At 69.1% G+C, this 18,108-nt stretch carries 17 protein-coding genes; 6 read left to right on the top strand and 11 right to left on the bottom strand.

The features are described from left to right. The first annotated feature begins 184 nt into the window (after nt 1-184). The 5 genes from ACFFDA_RS26990 to fahA all read left to right on the top strand — a co-directional run bounded on the left by ACFFDA_RS26990 (nt 185) and on the right by fahA (nt 4,298). On the top strand, nt 185-943 hold the full coding sequence (locus tag ACFFDA_RS26990; protein ID WP_404480338.1) for an energy transducer TonB: 759 nt from the start codon (nt 185-187) through the stop codon (nt 941-943). Nucleotides 944-1,085: 142 nt separating this feature from the next. Next, nucleotides 1,086-1,541, top strand: coding sequence for an RrF2 family transcriptional regulator (locus ACFFDA_RS26985; RefSeq protein ID WP_404480337.1), 456 nt, complete (start codon nt 1,086-1,088; stop codon nt 1,539-1,541). Between the two features lie 186 nt (nt 1,542-1,727). Further along, nucleotides 1,728-1,904 carry a YezD family protein gene (locus ACFFDA_RS26980; RefSeq protein ID WP_404480336.1) on the top strand — a complete coding sequence of 59 codons (177 nt, stop codon included), beginning with the start codon at nt 1,728-1,730 and terminating at the stop codon, nt 1,902-1,904. Nucleotides 1,905-2,083: 179 nt separating this feature from the next. Next, nucleotides 2,084-2,872 carry a sulfite exporter TauE/SafE family protein gene (locus tag ACFFDA_RS26975; RefSeq protein ID WP_404480335.1) on the top strand — a complete coding sequence of 263 codons (789 nt, stop codon included), beginning with the start codon at nt 2,084-2,086 and terminating at the stop codon, nt 2,870-2,872. Nucleotides 2,873-2,942: 70 nt separating this feature from the next. Further along, the gene (gene fahA / locus ACFFDA_RS26970) at nt 2,943-4,298 is read left to right on the top strand and encodes a fumarylacetoacetase (protein ID WP_404480334.1); all 1,356 of its coding nucleotides are present in this window, start codon (nt 2,943-2,945) and stop codon (nt 4,296-4,298) included. A 20-nt stretch (nt 4,299-4,318) separates the two neighbouring features. Here the strand turns inward: fahA and ACFFDA_RS26965 are convergent, their stop codons facing one another. Genes ACFFDA_RS26965 through ACFFDA_RS26950 form a run of 4 tightly spaced genes read right to left on the bottom strand, consistent with a single transcriptional unit; the run spans nt 4,319 to nt 8,485 of the window. Next, nucleotides 4,319-4,819 carry a spore coat U domain-containing protein gene (locus tag ACFFDA_RS26965; RefSeq protein WP_404480333.1) on the bottom strand — a complete coding sequence of 167 codons (501 nt, stop codon included), beginning with the start codon at nt 4,817-4,819 and terminating at the stop codon, nt 4,319-4,321. Beyond that, nucleotides 4,816-7,215: a fimbria/pilus outer membrane usher protein gene (locus ACFFDA_RS26960; protein ID WP_404480332.1), complete on the bottom strand. Its 2,400-nt coding sequence runs from the start codon at nt 7,213-7,215 to the stop codon at nt 4,816-4,818. Before ACFFDA_RS26960 ends, ACFFDA_RS26965 begins: the two co-directional genes overlap by 4 nt. A 12-nt stretch (nt 7,216-7,227) precedes the next feature. Continuing rightward, nucleotides 7,228-7,956, bottom strand: a complete 729-nt coding sequence (locus tag ACFFDA_RS26955; RefSeq protein WP_404480331.1) for a molecular chaperone — start codon at nt 7,954-7,956, stop codon at nt 7,228-7,230. A 1-nt stretch (nt 7,957) separates the two neighbouring features. After that, nucleotides 7,958-8,485, bottom strand: a complete 528-nt coding sequence (locus ACFFDA_RS26950) for a spore coat U domain-containing protein (RefSeq protein WP_404480330.1) — start codon at nt 8,483-8,485, stop codon at nt 7,958-7,960. A 384-nt stretch (nt 8,486-8,869) separates the two neighbouring features. Between ACFFDA_RS26950 and ACFFDA_RS26945 the strand changes: the two genes are divergently transcribed. After that, nucleotides 8,870-10,081: an MFS transporter gene (locus ACFFDA_RS26945; protein WP_404480329.1), complete on the top strand. Its 1,212-nt coding sequence runs from the start codon at nt 8,870-8,872 to the stop codon at nt 10,079-10,081. A 12-nt stretch (nt 10,082-10,093) separates the two neighbouring features. Here the strand turns inward: ACFFDA_RS26945 and ACFFDA_RS26940 are convergent, their stop codons facing one another. The 7 genes from ACFFDA_RS26940 to obgE all read right to left on the bottom strand — a co-directional run bounded on the left by ACFFDA_RS26940 (nt 10,094) and on the right by obgE (nt 18,081). Then, entirely contained in the window at nt 10,094-11,128 is a 1,035-nt protein-coding gene (locus ACFFDA_RS26940) for an alcohol dehydrogenase catalytic domain-containing protein (protein WP_404480328.1), read from the bottom strand. After that, nucleotides 11,125-12,315 carry a sulfotransferase family protein gene (locus tag ACFFDA_RS26935; protein WP_404480327.1) on the bottom strand — a complete coding sequence of 397 codons (1,191 nt, stop codon included), beginning with the start codon at nt 12,313-12,315 and terminating at the stop codon, nt 11,125-11,127. The genes ACFFDA_RS26940 and ACFFDA_RS26935 overlap by 4 nt, the downstream gene beginning before the upstream one ends. Before the next feature lie 16 nt (nt 12,316-12,331). After that, the gene (locus ACFFDA_RS26930; protein WP_404480326.1) at nt 12,332-13,504 is read right to left on the bottom strand and encodes a hypothetical protein; all 1,173 of its coding nucleotides are present in this window, start codon (nt 13,502-13,504) and stop codon (nt 12,332-12,334) included. 226 nt (nt 13,505-13,730) lie between these two features. Beyond that, entirely contained in the window at nt 13,731-14,717 is a 987-nt protein-coding gene (locus ACFFDA_RS26925; RefSeq protein ID WP_404480325.1) for a bile acid:sodium symporter family protein, read from the bottom strand. Nucleotides 14,718-14,736: 19 nt separating this feature from the next. Next, complete coding sequence (locus tag ACFFDA_RS26920; RefSeq protein WP_404480324.1) at nt 14,737-15,675, bottom strand: NAD-dependent epimerase/dehydratase family protein; 939 nt, start codon at nt 15,673-15,675, stop codon at nt 14,737-14,739. Further along, nucleotides 15,672-16,805: a glutamate 5-kinase gene (gene proB, locus ACFFDA_RS26915; RefSeq protein ID WP_404480323.1), complete on the bottom strand. Its 1,134-nt coding sequence runs from the start codon at nt 16,803-16,805 to the stop codon at nt 15,672-15,674. Before proB ends, ACFFDA_RS26920 begins: the two co-directional genes overlap by 4 nt. 217 nt (nt 16,806-17,022) lie before the next feature. Next, complete coding sequence (gene obgE / locus ACFFDA_RS26910; RefSeq protein WP_404480322.1) at nt 17,023-18,081, bottom strand: GTPase ObgE; 1,059 nt, start codon at nt 18,079-18,081, stop codon at nt 17,023-17,025. Nucleotides 18,082-18,108: the final 27 nt, after the last annotated feature.

The following is an 18,108-nucleotide window of genomic DNA, read 5'->3' as shown; positions in this document are numbered from 1 at the left end:
AGTGTGCTTGTTGATCCAGTAAACGGCCAGAGTCCGGCAAGGTTCCGCGTTCCTTCCAAATCGATCTTTCGCTTGCCCTTTCGTCGGTCGCGCCGGTTTCGCCGGACGGGCCCGCTGCCTCCCGGCCCCTCCCGAAACCATCCGTGGGCCTGCCGGGTTGTATTACCCGAGGAGATGCGAAGAGGTGTATACGTCCGCCCGCACCCGCGCGCTTTCAGCGCTGGCCTCGTTGCTGATCGTGGCGGGCGGCGTGCTCGCGCTGGTGGCCGGCCTCGCGGCCCGCATGACCCAGCAGGAGCGGCGCGAGGCGCTCGCCGCGATCCTGCCGCTGCGCGACCCGCCAAGGGAACCCAAGCGCCGCGAAGTCCCCGCCAAAGCCAGTTCGACCGCAGCGAAGGGCCGGCCTTCGCCTCCCAACTTGCGCAACAAGGCAACCCAGGTCGTCGCCCCGCCGACACGCCTGCCGCCGCTGATCGTGCCGCCCCCGATCGTTGCGGCACAGCGCGCCGGCACCGGCTCGGCCGCGCAGAGCGGCGCCTCCGACCGGCTCGGCCCCGGCCAGGGCGCGGGCGGCATCGGCGATGGCGACGGTGGTGGCGGGGATGGCGACGGGGACGGCTACGGCGATGCGGTGACGCGCCCCAGGCAGATCCGCGGCCGCCTGCACTTCTCCGACCTGCCGCCGGACTTGCGCGAGCAAAAAACCGGCGGCGAACTCAAGCTGCGCTACCGCATCGGCGTCGACGGGCGCGTGAGCGACTGCCGCATCCTCGTCTCAAGCGGCCGGCCATCGCTCGATGCAACGACTTGCCGCCTCATCACCGAGCGCTTTCGCTTCCGTCCGTCCAAGGACGCGCGCGGCATTCCGGTGCCTTCGATCATGGTCGAGACGCATGGCTGGTACTGGCCCCCCGACGAGGGGGATGATGGTGGCGGCTTCTGAAACCGGCCCGGCCGCCGGTACGTTGTACGAGTAATCCACCGTTGTTGGGTCTCGTGCAGCCCTCCTGGCAGGCAAGACGGGTTGACGACACCGGGCCAACTGGAGCAAGTGAAACAATCAAGTCCTTGCGAGAATTGCACCGATGCTTTCGCAGAAAACCCGTTATGCGATCCGGGCCATGCAGCACCTCGCGGACAAGTACGGCCAGGGTCCGATCCCACTGACCGACATCGCCGAGACGCAGAACATCCCGGCCAAGTTCCTCACCGTCATCCTCTCCGAACTTTCGCGCTTCGGCATCGTCGCCTCGCAGCGCGGCAAGGACGGCGGGTACTGGCTGGGCGTGCCGCCGATCGACATCACCTATGGCGACCTCATCCGGGTGATGCGCGGCTCGCTGGCGCTCGTTCCCTGCGCCAGCCGCTTCGCGCACGAGACGTGCAAGAACTGCGTCGAGGAAAAGGACTGCCGCACCCGCGCGCTCATGCTCCAGGTTCGTGACGCCACCGCCACCCTGCTCGACGGGGTGACCCTGAACGACGCCATCGAACTGGTCCCGGCCGCGGCAGGACTGGAAGCAGTCGCGGAAGCCGGCTGATCGTCGTTCCGGATCGGGTCCGGCAGCAGGTCGTTCGTCTACCTCCACCGGCCTTGGGTCGCCAGCTTTCGGCACTGAAAGCAAAGCTACGCCACCGACCCCGTTGTCAACTTATTAGATTGAGAATAGGAGGGCGCATTGACCTTCTCGGGGACGGCTGCCCCCGCGATGCGAGAGGAGACGCGCATGCGCATTGCCAAGACCAACGAAGCACCCGCCGGCGAGCATCCGCTGCTCAACGAAGGCGTACAGCACGTCATCGAGGCGCTGCAGCATTTGCGTTTCGGCGTGATCCAGCTGACCGTCCACGACGGCAAGCTGATGCAGGTGGACGTCACCGAGCGTCGCCGCTTCTCCAACTGACGCCGCGCTCAGGCAGCCGGGAACACTGGTCCACCGGAAGTCCCTGCCGCCGCGCGGGACGCCTTGCTGCTACCCGCTCCCGGGCTCTGTCGAGCCCATGCCGGCACCGCTCCTGTCTGGACGCGGGCTGGTGCAATCCGCTTCTACCTGCTCCAACCCCCGCCACGGGAGGAATATGAATGCTCGATTCGCTACTGGCCGATCTGCCGGGCCACTTGGCCGCGATCGCCCCCTTCATCGCCATCGGTTTCGCCGCGCAGATCGTCGACGGCGCTCTCGGCATGGCCTTCGGGGTGATTACGCAGACGCTGCTGGTGAGCGTGGTCGGGGTCGCGCCGGCGGCCGCCTCGGCAAGCGTGCACCTGGTCGAGCTGTTCACGACCGGGACTTCGGGCCTGAGCCACATCTTCCACCGCAACGTCAACTGGGGCCTGTTCTGGCGACTGGTACCGGCGGGCATCGCCGGCGGCGTGACCGGCGCCTACCTGCTGTCGAGCATCGACGCGTCGGTGGCCCGGCCTTTCGTCATGCTCTACCTCGCGGGGATCGGCTTCTACCTGTTCATCCGTGCCATGCGCATGCGCAAGCCCAGCTTCGCCGACCCCAGCTACACCGCCCCGCTCGCGCTGGCCGGCGGCTTTCTCGATGCAGCGGGCGGCGGCGGCTGGGGTCCGGTCGTGACGTCGAACCTGCTGGTCCAGGGCGGCGAGCCGTCCAAGACCATCGGCACCGTCAACACGGCCGAGTTCCTGCTGACTGCCTCGATCTCGGTCGCCTTCATCGCGACCATCGGCCTTTCGGCCTTCACCACCGCGACTGTCGGCCTGATCCTGGGCGGCGTGATCGCAGCACCCTTCGGTGCCCTGTTCGCCAAGCGCATGAAACCGCGTATTCTGCTCATCGCGGTCTCGATCGTGCTGATCTCGACCAGCCTGTTCAGCGTCTGGAAGGCCTGGCCGATCTTCTGAACCGTCGGCGCGGGGGCTGACGGCATGCGCCGATCCTTGTAGGGATGGTCCAAACAAGGAGAGGACCGACATGGCCAAGCCCCCCCGGCCGGCATCCGGCGTAATCGACGAAACCCACGACGCCGACCGCCTGTCTTGGGTCGAGGGCGCGAATGGCTCCGGCGATTTCCCGATCCAGAACCTGCCGCTCGGGGTGTTCTCGCGCCCGGGCGAGGCTCCGCGCGGTGGCATCGCCATCGGCGGGTACATCCTCGACCTTCCCGCCCTGACAGGCACCGGCCTACTGCACGGCGAGGCGCTGGCAGCGGCATCGGCGGCCCAGGCACCGGCCCTGAACGCGCTGCTGGCGCTGGGTGCCGGCCCGCGCACGGCGCTGCGCCGGGCCGTCTCCGCCCTGCTGGCGAAGGACGCGCCGGAGCGCGGACGCATCGAGCCGCTGCTGGTGCCCGTTGCCGAGGCGACGCTGCACCTGCCCGCCGCCGTGGGCGACTACACCGACTTCTATGTCGGCATCCATCACGCCACGACGGTGGGCAGCCTGTTCCGCCCCGACAACCCGCTGCTGCCCAACTACAAGCACGTTCCGATCGGCTATCACGGCCGCGCCTCGACAATCCGGCCGAGCGGTGCCGCGGTCGTCCGGCCGCTTGGCCAGACCCGGGCACCGGATGCGACGGAGCCCCGCTTCGGCCCCGCCGCCAGGCTCGACTACGAACTGGAGCTGGGCGTCTGGATCGCCGCCGGCAATGCGCTGGGCGAACCCATCCCGATCGCCGAGGCTCCTGCGCACATCGCCGGCCTGACCCTCCTCAACGACTGGTCCGCGCGCGACGTCCAGGCGTGGGAGTACCAGCCGCTGGGCCCATTCCTTGCCAAGAACTTCCTCACCACCGTTTCGCCGTGGCTGGTGACGAACGAGGCGCTCGCCCCGTTCCGCCGCGCACAGGCGCCCCGTCCCGAGGGCGACCCGCGCCCCTTGCCCTACTTGTGGGACGAGGCCGACCAGGCGGCCGGTTCCTTCGCGCTGACGCTGGAAGCGCACCTCTCCAGTGCGGCGATGCGGGCACAGGGCATCGCGCCCTTGCGCCTCAGCCACGGCTCTGCCGGCTCGATGTACTGGACCATCGCGCAGATGGTGACCCATCACGCCTCGAACGGCTGTGCGCTGCAGACCGGCGACCTGCTGGGGACCGGCACGATCTCCGGGCCGGAGCAGCATTCGCAAGGCAGCCTGATGGAGATCACCCGCAACGGCGCCAGCCGCATCGCCCTGCCCACCGGCGAGACCCGCGCCTTCCTGGAAGACGGCGACGAGCTGACGCTGTCCGGCCGCTTCGAGGCCGACGGCTTCCGCTCGATCGGGTTCGGAGCATGCACCGGGGTGGTCGAAGCGGCGCGAACGGCAGCATCGTCGCCCCGGCACTGATCCGCGGGCGGCGGCTCCCTTCAGAACGTGAAGGTCACCACGATCGAATCGCTGTAGGCCCCCGGCTTCGGGTACTGGCGGGCGGGTATGCGGCCATAGGCCGTCTTCGATGCGTTGAAGTTCAGCAGGTTGTTTATCATCATCGTCTGCAACTGGCCGCCGTTGCTGCCGTTGCCCCAGATCGTGGCGTAGCCGTTGTCCTGATAGATGTTGTAGTTCAGCCGCGCGGCGCCGTTCGCCAGTTGCCGCCCGGAAGCCGTGCCCGAAGTACCTGCGCTCAGGCTCAGGTCGACGGAGGCGTTCATCGGCACGCTGACCGAAATGCAGTTTGCGGTCACCGTCGCCGTCGCGGCATTGGGCGTAGCGCTGGCCGGGTTGTAGGTGCCGAAGCTCAGCGGCGTGGTCGAGACGCTGCAGAGGCAAACGAGGCAGCCTGCAGCCGATCCCGGCGCGGGTGGCATCAGTCCCCCGGCCAGAACGCCCAGCGCGACGACGGTGCGGACGATCGTGGAATAGTTCATGGCGTTGCGTCCTTTTCGGCGAGGGCCACTTCGGCAGGGGGCCTGCCGCCTTCGACCCATTCGCTTTCCGAGGCGCAGGCGACCGGCGTGGCCGCCATGAGGCGGGCTTCCCCGGACAGCACGGGCACGACGGCGCGGCAGGCCCCCTGCGCGCCGGTCACGCGCAGCACGGCGCCACCGACGTAGTCGTCGATCCAGACTTCGCCGTCGTAGCCTACGATGCCGCTGCCCCCCGTCCAGGCGAAGGTCGATCCGGTCGGGACCGGGGCGCCATGCGCATCGACGAGACGAAGCCGCGCGCCCACTTCGCCCGCACCGCCGAAGCGCACCCGCACCGCCTGCCGCCAGCCGGGCGCGATCGCTTGTGCCTGGGCGTCGAGCGCAGCGTCGATCGGCATGTCGGCGGCGTCGACGGAAATGTGGTTCTCGGCATAAGGCTGCAGCCCGGTGACGATGACGCTGCGCCCCTGGCCCGCCTTGCGCGGGCGTGCGCGGTTCTCGACCAGGACCGTCACCGGGGTGTCGCTCGCCACATCGACCAGCGCGAAGCCCTCGTCGATGTGCTGGCTCGCCAGAAGGGTCCCGTCGACGTGCAGCAACCCACCCCTGGCGTTGAGTTGCACGCCCTGCCGGCCCTGGCGCTGCGCCGCGTCGATCCGCACGTCGCCTGCCCCGGTGCGGTAGGAAACCCCGCCCTCGATCCAGGCCGACCCGCGGTCGACGCCGGCAAGGCCGCGCAGGCCGAGACCGGTGTCGTCCGGCAGGTTCTGCTCGAAGGTCACGGCGGCGCGGCCCTGCTCGGCGATGGCTCCGACATGGCGGCGCGGTCCGAGCGGCACCGTGAGCGAGCCGAAAAGCCCGAGATTGCGGCTCGCCCGCTGGCCCCGGTCGCCGTCGCGACGCGTGGTATGCTGGACGCCGACCGAGACATAACCGCCGCGGATGTTCGTGGCATAGTAGGCCGAGGCGAGGTCGAAGCGGCTCGAGGCATCGCCGCCAATGCCCTGCCGCAGCCGCGCGTAGCTGGCGTTGATGCTGCCCAGCATCCCCATCGCGAGGCCCGCCGCCACTGCCAGCTCGCTCCGCCCGCCGCCGTTGAAGCGCCCCTCCCCGACCTGGCGGAACCGGGCATCGGCACGCTCGTAGCTGGCGCTCAGGGTGTAGACCGGGGTGATGCGCTGGGCCTGCGCGCGCACCAGCGTGCCGGTGCCAGCCTGCCCCTGCGACACCGCGCCCGAAACCGAGACCTCGCCGAACGGCGCGATCACCATCGTCCCGCCGAGGCCGGCCATGCGCGTGGCGGCGCTCGCTTCGAGGCGGCCCTCCAGCGTCAGCGCGTTGGTGATGCCGCGACGCAGGCCGGCGGCGGCGAAGAGCGGGCCGTAGGCGAAGCTGTCGAAGCCGAAATCGCGGCGGAGCGCGCCCGCCTCTATCGCGAATTCACTCAGGCCGGGGCGCAGCAGGCTGGAACTGGCGTAAAAGCTGCGCGTCACCTGGCGGGTGTTCCCGGCGAGGTCGCGCACGCTCATGGTCACTTGTCCGGCTCCGGTCAGGCGGGGTTGCAGCGAAAGGTCGAACGCCCCCGGCCCGACGTCGAGCGCGCGGCGCGTGCTCTGCGAGAGCAGCTCGACCGTCGAGGGGGTGAGCGCGCTGCCCGAGATCACCGGCAGCGGGAAGTTGATCGCCTGCGGGTCGAGCGAGAAGTCGGTGCCCAGGAACACGCCACCGTAGCGGACAGGACGGCTCCAGGGCGCGCCGCGGCCGAGCGCATCACCCAGCACGAGGCGCATCCGCCGGTCGGGAAAGTCCCGGCGCAGCGAGGTGTCGAGGCGCACCACGCCGCGCCGGTCGCTGTCCACCAGGAAGCTCGAATCGGCGACGCCCCAGGCCCCTGAAAATCCGGCATCGAGGAGGCCGGTCAATTGCGCCTGGCCGTTCCAGTCGGACAGGGTGAGATCGTAATCGAGGAACTGCGCGGGCACGGCGGCGGCGACCGGGATAGTCCGCTGGGCGGCCCCCACCGCGAGGCGGGGAAACAGCGAGACGTCGGCATCGACGAGCAGGGTCGCGCCATCGGCATCGAGATGGGCGACGAGGCCTTTCACACGGTCGAGCGCGACGTAACTCTCACCTTCCAGGGTCGTCGCCGGCGCGATGGTCCTGCCGGTCAGGCCCCAGGCGGCGAGGTCGCTGCTGCGCGCCATGAGGCGGCCGTCACGCACCAGCACGAGACCGGGCTCGGCCATCGCCTGCCCGTTGACCACGACGCCCACCGGCACCGGCGCGGACGGCGCGACGCTGGCTTCCTGCGCCTGTGCCGCACCGGGGCCGATAGCCAGCGGCAGGGCGAGCGCAACCGCCAGGGTTGCCTTGGCACGACAGGACAGACGCGGCACGGGCCGGCCCCATTACTTCACGAGTGCGGCGGCAGGGTCGAGGGCGACGTCGAACTCGCCTTCCTCGGCCCGCACATGCATGGCCTGGGCACCGCCTGGAAGGCGCTCGACGGGGAGGACCTGCGCGCCGCCCGCGAGCAGATAAAAGGACCGCTCGATGGTGACGGTCTCGCCACCGATACCTTCGAGCCGTACCGCGAGCACCTTGACGTGCGCGGTGCCGACGTTGGCGAGGCGCAGCGACTTGCCCGCGAACGAGGCCACCAGGCGCGGCGCGGCGCGATCGGGCGCGCGGAAGACGGGGATCGAGATACGCAGCAGCGTCTGCACCGTGCCGGGCACGTCGAAGTCCGGATCGGGAAGCTGGTCGACGATCAGGCGCCACTGCTGTTCCGCCTGCCCCGCCGGGGCGGCGACGGGCAGGCTGCAGCGCACCAGCTTGCTGGCGCCCGGCGCGATCGTGGCGATCGCGGGGTTGAGGACGAAGGCATTGTCGGGATCGAGGATGTCGGCGCCGCTCTCCTCGCGGCTCCAGGCGAAGGCGCGCACCTGCACCGTCACCGGCTGGGCGGAATCGTTGCCCAGCGTGAGCGAGCAGAAGCGACGGCCGGCGGCCACGTCGACGCGCACCGGCATCACGCTGAGCGAGCCGGCCCGCGCCGGTGCGGCGCCCAGGGCGCCGGACAGGGCAACGAGCGCGAGCACGGCCGCGGCCAGGACCGATGCGCGCCGGGTGGCCATCTCAGTAGGTGACCGTGACGGTGACGGAGTCGGTATAGGCGCCGGCAGTGGTGTTCTGGCTGCCGGGGATCCGGCCGTAGACGGTGTAGACGGTGGCGGAAGTGCCGGCAGTCCCGGGGACGGTGTCGGTCCCGATGGTGTTCCCCCAGTTGGTCGAGCGGGTGGTGTCCTGGTAGAGTGCGTAGTTCAGCGTGTGGCCGCTGCTGGTGAGCTTGCGCACGGTCGTGGTCGCGCCGGTGCCGCCGCCGGCGCTGAGGCCGACGTTGTAGGCAGTGCCCTGCGTGCAGGTGACGTTGAGCGTCGTCGTCGCGTCGAGGTTCGACGACGAGATCGGGTTGTAGGTCCCGAAGGCCAGCGGGCTGGCCACGACGGTGCAGGTGGCCTGCACTGTCGCCGTCACGGCGATGGTGTCGGTCACCGTTGCCGCCAGGGCAGCCTGGGGAGCGAAGGCGAAACCTGCGGCAAGGACGACCCCTGCGACAAGCGGGCGAAGGCACGAAAGCGTGCGGGTGTGGTGAACGTTGCTCATGGCGCTCGTTTACCAAGAGGTCGTTGCACAGGCTTCTCATGCCCCCCTCGGGGATTCCCATAGACAGGCGGAAACCAGCCGCGCCGATCCGGAAAGTTTCTCGCCATTTTCCCATGGTCAAGGCGCCCTGCCATGGCGGCCGCCGCGCAAATGTCGGCGGGGCGCTTCCGCTCACGCCGCGATGACGAGGCGTTTGCTACCATGCGATTCACCACCCTGGATAACCCGGCACCCCGTCTCCGGAGCCGGCCCGCAACGCTCCGGCGATTTCGGCCCGCGCCACCCTGAAAAGGCCGATGTCCGAAGGTGTCGCGCTTTTGCCGCGCGCGCGCGGGTGGCAAGGTCCGCGCAAAGGGAGAAGACCCTCCCGGGAGAGACCTGACCTTGCGCTATCTAACGGAAATCGCTGCCGCCTGGCGCCCGCTGCTGGCGGCGACCCTGGGCATGGGCACCGGCATGTCGATCATCGGGACGGTCACCAGCGCCATCGCTCCCACCCTGGTCGCCGATGCCGGCTGGTCGAAGTCCGACTTCGCGATGGTCGGCACGCTCGGCCTGCTGACCGCGCTGGCGATGCCCTTCATCGGCCGCCTCGCCGACGTGCTGGGCGTCAAGCTGACCGCGCTGATCGGCATCGTCGCGATGCCGCTCGCGTTCCTGGCCTACAGCCTGAACGGCGGCTCCTTCGGCATCTACCTGGGCGTCTTCATCTTCCAGAGCGTGGTCTGCGTGACCACTACCGCCACCGTCTACACCCGCCTCGTGGTGCAGCACGTGGTCCATGCCCGCGGCCTCGCGCTGGCGATCGTCGCCTGCGGGCCGGCCCTGTTCAGCGCCGTGGGAGGCCCTGTGCTCAACCACTTCGTCGAGGGCCACGGCTGGGTCGCGACCTATCGCGCGCTGGCGCTGTTCGTCGCGCTCACCGGCGTCGTCACGTTCCTCTTGATCCCCGCGACCGGCCGGACCCTCGCCCTTGCCGCCGTCGCCCCCAAGCGACGCGCCCGCGACGACTATCCAGAAGTCTTCCGCGAGCCGGCGTTCTGGATTCTCTTCGCCTCGATGTACTTGTGCAACCTGCCGCTGACGCTGATCCTGGTGCAGCTCAAGATGCTGGTGCTCGACAACGGGGTGACGGGCGAAGGCGCCTCGATCATGTTCACCGCCCTGGCGCTGGGGATGCTGCTTGGCCGATTCATCACCGGCGTCGCGCTCGACCGCTTCGCGCCCAACGTGGTCTCGTTCTTCACGCTGGGCCTGCCGGGCATCGGGCTCTACGTGCTGGCGACCAGCTACGACGCGCCGGGCGTGGTGACGGCGGCGATCTTCAGCCTGGGTTTCGCGGTCGGCGCCGAGGGCGACATCCTCGCCTTCCTCGTCGCGCGGCATTTCCGCCCGGCGATCTATTCGAGCGTGCTGGGACTGCTGACGGGAGTATGCTCGCTGGCCGCCGCATCGGGCGCGGCGCTGCTCAGCCTGACGATGGCACGCACCGGCAGCTTCGACACGTTCCTGGTGATTACCGGGACCTCGGTGCTGGTCGGCTCGCTGCTGCTGCTGATGCTGAGGAAGGCGGCGGGGGAAGCCTTGCCGGCATGATAGGCGAGGGCCTCAGCCCCCGTTGCAGCGGACGTGCACTTTCGTCTCGGCGTTGGGCCCGCGCAAGGTCTCGAACATCGCCGGCAGATCGAGCAGCCCGATATTGCCGGTGACGATCGCCTTGGGATCGGGATGCCCGCCGCCCTGGATGTGGTCCCGGTCCAGCATCCGCGCGATGGCGAGGAACTCGCGCATCGAATAGCCCACCGCGAAGTGCATCGATACGCACTTGTAGCTTGCCGTCGCAGGGATCACCGGGTCGGGAGAAGTGCAGAAACCGAGGCTGACGATCCGACCGAAAGGCGCCACATGGCGCACGGCCCTGCCCAGCATCCCTTCCGCGCCGACGCATTCGAGCACCACTTGCGGCGCCCCGCCGAGCGTCTCGATCACCTCGCCGGCCTCGTTGTCGCCGAACGCGACGAAAGCGTCGGCCCCCATCCCGAGGCACAAGTCCCGCCGGCGCGGGGAGCGCGACATCGCAACGACGCGCCCGGCGCCCAGCCGCCGCGCCCAGTAGATCGCGTAAAGCGCCACCGTCCCGCCGCCCAGCACCAGCACCCGTTCGCCTGCGCGGATATGCGCCATCTGGGTGCCGTAGAGGCTGACGGCCAACGGCTCGATCAGCGCGCCGTCGGCCATCGAGAGTGTCTGTGGCAGGCGCGTCGCCACGCTCACCGGAACCCTCGCCAGTTCAGCGAATCCGGCCGCGACCTTGCCAGGACTTTCGCGGCACAGCACGTTGTTGCCGTGGGTCCGGCAAGTCTCGCAGCGCCCGCAGGCGGCGGATGGCAACACCGCGAGCCGATCGCCCGCCTTCCAGCCGGACACGTTGCGGCCCGCTTCCACCACCGTCCCGGCATATTCGTGGCCGAACTGCACGCCCGCCCCGAAGTCCCAGGCGCTGCCCCGCGTCATCGAAAGGTCCGTGCCGCAGATGCCGCAGCGCGCGACGCGGATGAGCAGGTCGTCGGGGCCCGGGACCGGATCGGCAATGTCCTCGATGACGATGGGCCGGCCTTGCCCAGGATAGATCGCCGCCTTCATGCCCTGCCCTCCAACAGACCGTAGCGGTCGATATAGTCCGCGAACGGCGCGCGCGCCTCCTCCACGGTCATGCCGTAGTCGGCGATGTCATAGCGGTGGACGCCCCGGCTGAGTTCCGGCCTCTCAGCGATCCGCAGAGCGAGCGCGGCGCGCGTGTCTTCCGGGATCTCCATGCCGATGAAACGGTAGATCGCCTCGACCGTCGCCATCGGTGCCGCGTGGAAGTCGGCATGGACGACGTCGAGCACCTGCCCGGGGTGGCGCGCCTTGACCGCCTCCGCCTTGTCGGCCGCACGGGCCCACTTGGCGACCTCGCGGCGCAGCAGGGTCGCGGCGCGCTGCTCGGTGCGATCGGGCTCCATCAGCCCGTTCATGTTCATCAGCAGCGAGACCAGGCTCGGCAGGGCCTTGCCCGGATCGCGGTGGGTCTGGATCACCCGCGCATCGGGAAACACGGCGAGGAGCAGGTCGAGATGCTCGATGTGCCCGGGATTCTTGAGCAGCCAGCGCCTGTCGGGCTCGTTCATGCCGATCAGTTGCACGCACCGCGCGAAGTGCGCGTAGGCCGGCCCTTCGTCCTGGCACTGCCACCAGGCATCGTACGTCGCCGCCGACCAGCCACACGACCACAAGTTCGAGACGAACGACTGGCGCAGCACCATGCAGCATTCGTGGACTTCCTCGGCGGCGCGGAAATGCGCGGCCCTGGCGCCGGGCAAGGCGGCGTATTGCGCCTCCAGCGCGGTCATGGTCCGGCGATAGGCCGGGTTGTCGCCCCAGTCCCGGACCGGCGGGCGCGGCATCGGACTGTCGAGCAGCCAGGTCTGCAGCCCCTGGAAGCGGGGATCGACCGCCAGCAGGCGGTGCAGAGCGGTCGTGCCCGTGCGCGGCACCCCGGTGATGACCACGGGCGAGAGCACCGGGCGCGCATCGAAGCCGGCGTTGGCCTTCATCGCCGCGATGGCCTGCGCCCGGCCCCGCAGCACGCCCACCACCGTTCCCCAGGCGGCGCGGCGGCCCTGATCCGAAAACCGGGGGTCGTAGTCCATCGACTGCAACAGCGTCATGAGCCCGGGAACGTAGTCGCGCGGGCCGAAGTCGTCGAAGCCCGTTTCGGCGGCGACCACCGCGTGCACATGGTCGAGCGCATGGCGGAAGGCCGGGGGCGGATCGTAGCTCAGGTCCATGGGTCGGACTCCGCCGTCACCACCGCCGCCGCCGCTGGCACGCGACGACGCGGCCGCGGATTTCCTCGGCGCGTTCCTCGGGGCCGACGACCGGCGTATCGGCGGGCAGGTGCGCGCGCAGGTCGGCCAGCTTGACGCGGGTGATCGTGGGCAACGGCTCGCTGTCGCAGTCGTACCAGCGGCCGTAGATGCCGCCCTCGGTATAGCCGGCCGGATCGAGCCAGTTGGGCACGCCGGGATCGGTAAGCGCGATGACGCCGCGGTATTTCCCGTCGCTCGACAGCCGCGCCATCGCCCCGTTGGTGCTGCCCAGGCGATGAACGTATTCGAGCGCGTTGAAGTACGGGTCGTTGAGCTGGACGTTCCAGTAAGGCGCGCGCGCCGGGATCTCGGTCTCGATCACCAGTGCCTCGTCTGCCTCCAGTTGGAAGCAGGCGGGCCAGTAGGTCTGCTTCACCAGCGCGCCGGGATAACGGACCGGCTCGAAGACGTTGAAGCCCACCCGCTCCTTCACCCCGTTCTGCATCGGATAGTAAAGGTCGGTCTTGCGCCGGGGCAGCCGCGCCATCTCGGTGAGACGGCGCAGGATCTCCTCGGGCGACAGGCGCGGTTTCGGCCCGACGGGATCGAGGCATTCGATCGACAGCACCGGGTCGATCTCGGCCTCCCAGTCGTACATGCGATAGCGGGTGAACATGCCCCGCGCGGACGGATCGAGCGGCGCCCAGTGGCCGTCGTAGCCTTCGGGACGCCGGGCGCTGAAGACGATCGAGAAATCCTCGCCAAGGCCGATGCCGAGGTCGTTGGTGTCCAGCTCGTTGTGGCCGTTGGGGCGCGGCATCTCGTCCACCGTGCCCGACAGCGCCGCCTGGGTCGTGAAGGAAAGGATCCGGCAGGTGCCCCGGTTGCCCGAGACGCGGTAGGTCAGGTCGCCGCGGATCGGGGACTGGACGTAGATGTCGTCGGGGTTGGGCTGAAGCGTGTAGACCGGGTTCCACAGCGGCGCCCAGTCGGGATGCTCGGCATCGGCATGGAAGTACATGAAGTAGGAATAGGACAGGCTCGCCATGGTCTGGCGATAGACGTCGGCGCGATAGGCGGGATCGTCCGGCCGCCAGGTGTGCCGGAGGTTGCCTACCGCGCCTTCGAGGTCGGTCAGGTAGGACAGGATGGTGGGTTCGATCTGCATGGTGCCTCTCCGGTCGCGGCACAATTGATAGTATGCACTATCTATTTAGACCAGAGAGCGCCCATCGCCCAGGCGTTGATCGCGGAGGGCTCGATGGCATCTCGAACGCTTTCCTCGATCTCCAAAGCTCGCAATGACGAGGGGGCAAGGTCACGCCCTTCGTTCGTGTCGAGCGAAGGGCAGGAATAATTCTGTCCAGCGGGCGCCGGGGCGTCCAGCCGGCGGATCACACCGCGTTGACGGCGACCGCCTTTTCATTCTGCGCAGCAAAGCGCCGCGCCAGCACGGCGCAGACCATCAACTGGATCTGGTGGAAGAACATCAGCGGCAGGATGATCGCACCCACTTGCGCTGCCGGGAACAGCACGCCGGCCAGCGGCACGCCCGTCGCCAGGCTCTTCTTCGAGCCGCAGAACAGCAGCACGATCCGGTCCTCGCGCGCAAAGCCCAGCGCCCTGCCCGTCATCGTCGCGGCGACCATGACGATCGCCAGCACCCCGATCGAGATCAGCGCGATGAGCCCAAGCTCGCCCAGCGTCACCTTCTGCCACAGCCCCTCGATCACCGCCGCGCCGAAGGCGGTGTAGACCACCAGCAGGATCGAGCCGCGATCGACGTAGCCCAGCACCGGCTTGTGGCGCGCCACGAAACCGCCGATCCACGGGCGCAGGAAATGGCCGGCCAGGAACGGCAGCAGCAGTTGCACGGAAATGTCGATGATCGGGTCGGTAGAGAAGCCCTGGCTCTGCCCGGTGATGAGCAGCGCGGTCAGCACCGGGGTGATGAAGATGCCCGCCAGGTTCGAGAACGAAGCGCTGCACACCGCCGCCGCGACATTGCCGCCCGCGATCGCGGTGAAGGCGATCGAAGACTGTACGGTCGAGGGCAACAGGGTCAGGAACAGCACGCCGGTGGCCAGCGAAGGTTCAAGCCCGGGGATCGCCCGCACGCCGAGGCCGACAAGCGGGAACAGCACGAAGGTGACGGCGGCCACGGTCAGGTGCAGCTTCCAGGCCTTCGCCCCGTCGATCACCGCCTCGCGCGAGAGCTTGGCGCCGTGGAGGAAGAAAAGCAGGGCGATCGCCGCGTCGGCGATACCGCCGGCTATGTCCGCCCAGATCCCGCGTGCCGGAAGTATCGAAGCCAGGCCGACCGTGCCGACGAGCAGCAGCAGATAGGGATCGATGTTCAACCGCGCGAGCAGGCCCTTCATTCGTGCAAAACCCTTATCGTCAGAGCCACTTCTGCTCGCGATACCATTGCGCGGTGGCCTTGAGGCCTTCGCGCGTCTCGATACGCGGCTGCCAGAGCATGGCGGGAACCGCGGCCTCGGGCGAGACCACCCAGTCCGGATGGCTGAAATAGGCAGCCCGGTCGAGCGTCATTTTTGCGCGCGTACCGCGCAAAAAATTGTCCAGGCGCGCCACGCGATTGAGCATGGCGTGCGACAGGCCGATCACGCGCGGGCGCTTGCCCAGGGCCCAGCCGATCGCCAGCGCCGTCTCGTAATGGTCCCAGCCTTGCGGCTTGCCGTCGTCCGGCTCGAAGATGCGGCCACTGACGCCGCCGATCACTTCGCCATCGCCGGGTACGAGCGCGACCAGCAGACGGGCCAGATCCTCGACGTGGATCATCGAGGCGCGGCCCTCCTTGGGCATCGGCATCACGCCCCAGCGCGCGGCGCGGAACAGCTCGAACATCTCCTTGTCGCGCGGACCGTAGATCGCCGGCGGACGCACGATCGTCCAGTCGAGCGGGCTTGCCATGAGGAACTTCTCGGCCTTGGCCTTGGAGGCACCGTAGGCCGACAGTTCGGGCTCGCGCGCGGAAAGCGAGGAGACCTGCACGAACCGCCGCACGCCGGCGCCGATCGCCGCCTCGATCACGTTGAGGGTGCCGGTGACGTTGCCTTCCTCGAACCCGGCGACGTCGGGTGCATTGACCACGCCGGCAACGTGGATCACCCCTTCCACGCCCTGCATCAGCTCGGACAGCGCCGCGATGTTGCCAAGGTCCCCACCGACCCAATCCACCCCGCCGCGCTCGGGCTGGGTCCGCCGGGTCAGCGCGCGCACGGCATAGCCCGCATCCAGCGCGGCATCGAGCACCGACTGGCCGACGAAACCGGTCGCCCCGGTCAGGGCGACGATCGGACGGTCCACGCGCTTCACTTCAGCACCATCTGGTCGCGGTGGACCACCGAGGAGCGCGGCGCATAGCCGAGCACACGTTCCTGCTCGCTCGAATGCAGGCCAACGATCGCAGCGCATTCGGCAGCATCGTATTCGGACAGGCCGTGGGCCAGGACATGGCCCTTGCCGTCGACGATGGCGACCGGGTCGCCGCGCCCGAACACGCCTTCGACCGCGGTGATGCCCTTGGCGAGCAGACTGGAGCCCCGGCGCAGCGCGGCGGCGGCGCCGTCGTCGACCAGCAGCTCGCCCTTGAGCCGCAGCCGCCCGCCCAGCCAGGCCTTGCGCGCGCCGGCCTTCCGGTCCCCCGGCGTGAACAGCGTACCGATTTCGCGGCCGACGATCCGCTCCAGCGGGCGGTCGTGCTGGCCGTTGCCGATGACCAGGCAGATGCCCGCCAGTTCGGCGATCTCGGCGGCCTGGAGCTTGGAGACCATGCCGCCCGAGCCCATGCCGGAATTCGATTCGGTGCTCGCCATCGCGTGGATTTCGCGCGACACGCCTTCGACCATCGAGATCAGCGTCGCGCCGGGCAGCTTGGGGTGGCGGTCGTAGAGGCCGTCGATATCGGAGAGCAGCACCACCGCACTGGCCCGCGCCGCCTGCGCCACGCGGGCGGCAAGGCGGTCGTTGTCGCCGAAGCGGATTTCCTGGGTCGCGACCGAATCGTTTTCGTTGATGACCGGCACCGCGCCAGCATCGAGCAGGCGGGTCAGCGTGGCGGTGACGTTGAGATAACGGCGGCGGTCCTCGAGGTCCTCGAGCGTCAGCAGCATCTGCGCGGCGGTAAGGCCGTGGTCGTCCAGCAACTGCGCCCACAGCCCCGACAGCGCGATCTGCCCGACCGCCGCGGCGGCCTGCGCATCCGCCAGGCTCCCGCGCCCGCCCTTCTCCAGCCCCAGCGTCGCCGCACCCAGCGCGATAGCGCCCGAGGACACGACGATCACGTCCTGCCCGCGCGCGCGCGCCTCGGCGATCTCGGCCACCAACTGGGTGATCCACGAACGGCGCACGCCTTCGGGCCCGACGAGCAGCGCCGAGCCCACCTTGATGACCAGGCGGGGAGACAGGGCGGTGTCGGAGAGGTCGGAGAGTCGGGTGATAGGCATGGAGCGCCAGCCTCTAGGGTAATCGCCGAGGGTAGGAAAGCGTCAGCTTGCGCGGACGGGCCCGGCGAGAGAACGGGTGAGACTGTCCCGTCGTCCCGGGCTTGACCCGGGACCGTGGGCAGCGCTCGAGGCTACAGCGCTCGCCAGGGCGGCCCGACGCGAAGTCGCGCCTGGAGACCGCTGGCGGTCCCGCATCAAGTCCGGGAGGACGCAAGCCTCAGATGGGCGACCAGGGCGTGTCGTCGACTTCCTCGCGCGCGCCTTGCGGACGCTCGGTCACGGTGGAGGCGGGCAAGTAGTCGATGATCGCGTCGAGCAGCCTGTTCATGCCCTTGCCGGTGGCGCCCGAGATCGGGAACACCTCGTCGGCGCCGGCCTTGAGCAGCAGCTTGGCATAGCCCGCCGCCAGCTCGTCGTCGACGAGGTCGACCTTGTTGAGCGCCACCAGACGCGGCTTGTCCGACAGTTCTTCGCTGTAGGCTTCCAGTTCCTCCTCGACGATCTGCATCGCCTCGACCGGATCGGCATTGGAAATGTCGATCAGGTGAACGAGGACGCGGCAACGCTCGATGTGACCCAGGAAGCGGTCGCCCACGCCCGCGCCTTCGGCGGCGCCGGCGATCAGGCCGGGAATGTCGGCGACGACGAACTCGCGGTGCTTGTGGGTGACGACGCCAAGCTGCGGACGCAACGTGGTGAAAGCATAGTCGCCGACCTTGGCCTTGGCGTTCGACAGCTTGTTGATGAAGGTCGACTTGCCCGCATTGGGCATGCCGACGAGCCCGACGTCGGCGAGCAGCTTGAGCCGCAGCCACACCCACTGTTCGACAGGCGGGATACCCGGCTGGTGCTGGCGCGGCGCGCGGTTCGTGCTGGTCTTGTAGCTGGCGTTGCCGCGGCCACCCATGCCGCCTTCCATGAAGACGACCCGCTGGCCGGCCTGCGTCAGGTCGAGCAGCACGGTGTCGCGGTCCTCGTCGTCGGCGATGACCTGGGTGCCGATCGGCACCTTGATGACAAGGTCCTTGCCGGCCGCGCCATTGCGGTTCTGGCCCATGCCGTGACCGCCGCGCGGGGCCTTGAAGTGCTGGGTGTAGCGGAAGTCGATCAGGGTGTTGAGCCCCGGCACCGCCTCGAAGATGATGTCGCCGCCCTTGCCGCCGTTGCCGCCGTCGGGGCCGCCGTATTCGACGTACATCTCACGCCGGAAGCTGACGGCACCGGGGCCGCCGCCGCCCGAACGGATGTAGATTTTGGCCTGGTCGAGAAAATGCATGGGTCCTGATCGCTTTCGGCGCTGCTG

The sequence above is a fragment of the Novosphingobium sp. BL-52-GroH genome, from assembly GCF_044813085.1.
GTDB lineage: Bacteria > Pseudomonadota > Alphaproteobacteria > Sphingomonadales > Sphingomonadaceae > Novosphingobium.
This window is presented reverse-complemented; position numbering and strand designations above follow the sequence as displayed.

Coding starts and splice junctions, on each gene's coding strand:
- ACFFDA_RS26985 (WP_404480337.1), top strand. CDS start 1,086: ATGCTTTCGCAGAAAACCCGTTATGCGATCCGGGCCATGCAGCACCTC.
- ACFFDA_RS26980 (WP_404480336.1), top strand. CDS start 1,728: ATGCGCATTGCCAAGACCAACGAAGCACCCGCCGGCGAGCATCCGCTG.
- ACFFDA_RS26975 (WP_404480335.1), top strand. CDS start 2,084: ATGCTCGATTCGCTACTGGCCGATCTGCCGGGCCACTTGGCCGCGATC.
- fahA (WP_404480334.1), top strand. CDS start 2,943: ATGGCCAAGCCCCCCCGGCCGGCATCCGGCGTAATCGACGAAACCCAC.
- ACFFDA_RS26965 (WP_404480333.1), bottom strand. CDS start 4,819: ATGAACTATTCCACGATCGTCCGCACCGTCGTCGCGCTGGGCGTTCTG.
- ACFFDA_RS26955 (WP_404480331.1), bottom strand. CDS start 7,956: ATGGCCACCCGGCGCGCATCGGTCCTGGCCGCGGCCGTGCTCGCGCTC.
- ACFFDA_RS26950 (WP_404480330.1), bottom strand. CDS start 8,485: ATGAGCAACGTTCACCACACCCGCACGCTTTCGTGCCTTCGCCCGCTT.
- ACFFDA_RS26940 (WP_404480328.1), bottom strand. CDS start 11,128: ATGAAGGCGGCGATCTATCCTGGGCAAGGCCGGCCCATCGTCATCGAG.
- ACFFDA_RS26935 (WP_404480327.1), bottom strand. CDS start 12,315: ATGGACCTGAGCTACGATCCGCCCCCGGCCTTCCGCCATGCGCTCGAC.
- ACFFDA_RS26930 (WP_404480326.1), bottom strand. CDS start 13,504: ATGCAGATCGAACCCACCATCCTGTCCTACCTGACCGACCTCGAAGGC.
- ACFFDA_RS26925 (WP_404480325.1), bottom strand. CDS start 14,717: ATGAAGGGCCTGCTCGCGCGGTTGAACATCGATCCCTATCTGCTGCTG.
- proB (WP_404480323.1), bottom strand. CDS start 16,805: ATGCCTATCACCCGACTCTCCGACCTCTCCGACACCGCCCTGTCTCCC.
- obgE (WP_404480322.1), bottom strand. CDS start 18,081: ATGCATTTTCTCGACCAGGCCAAAATCTACATCCGTTCGGGCGGCGGC.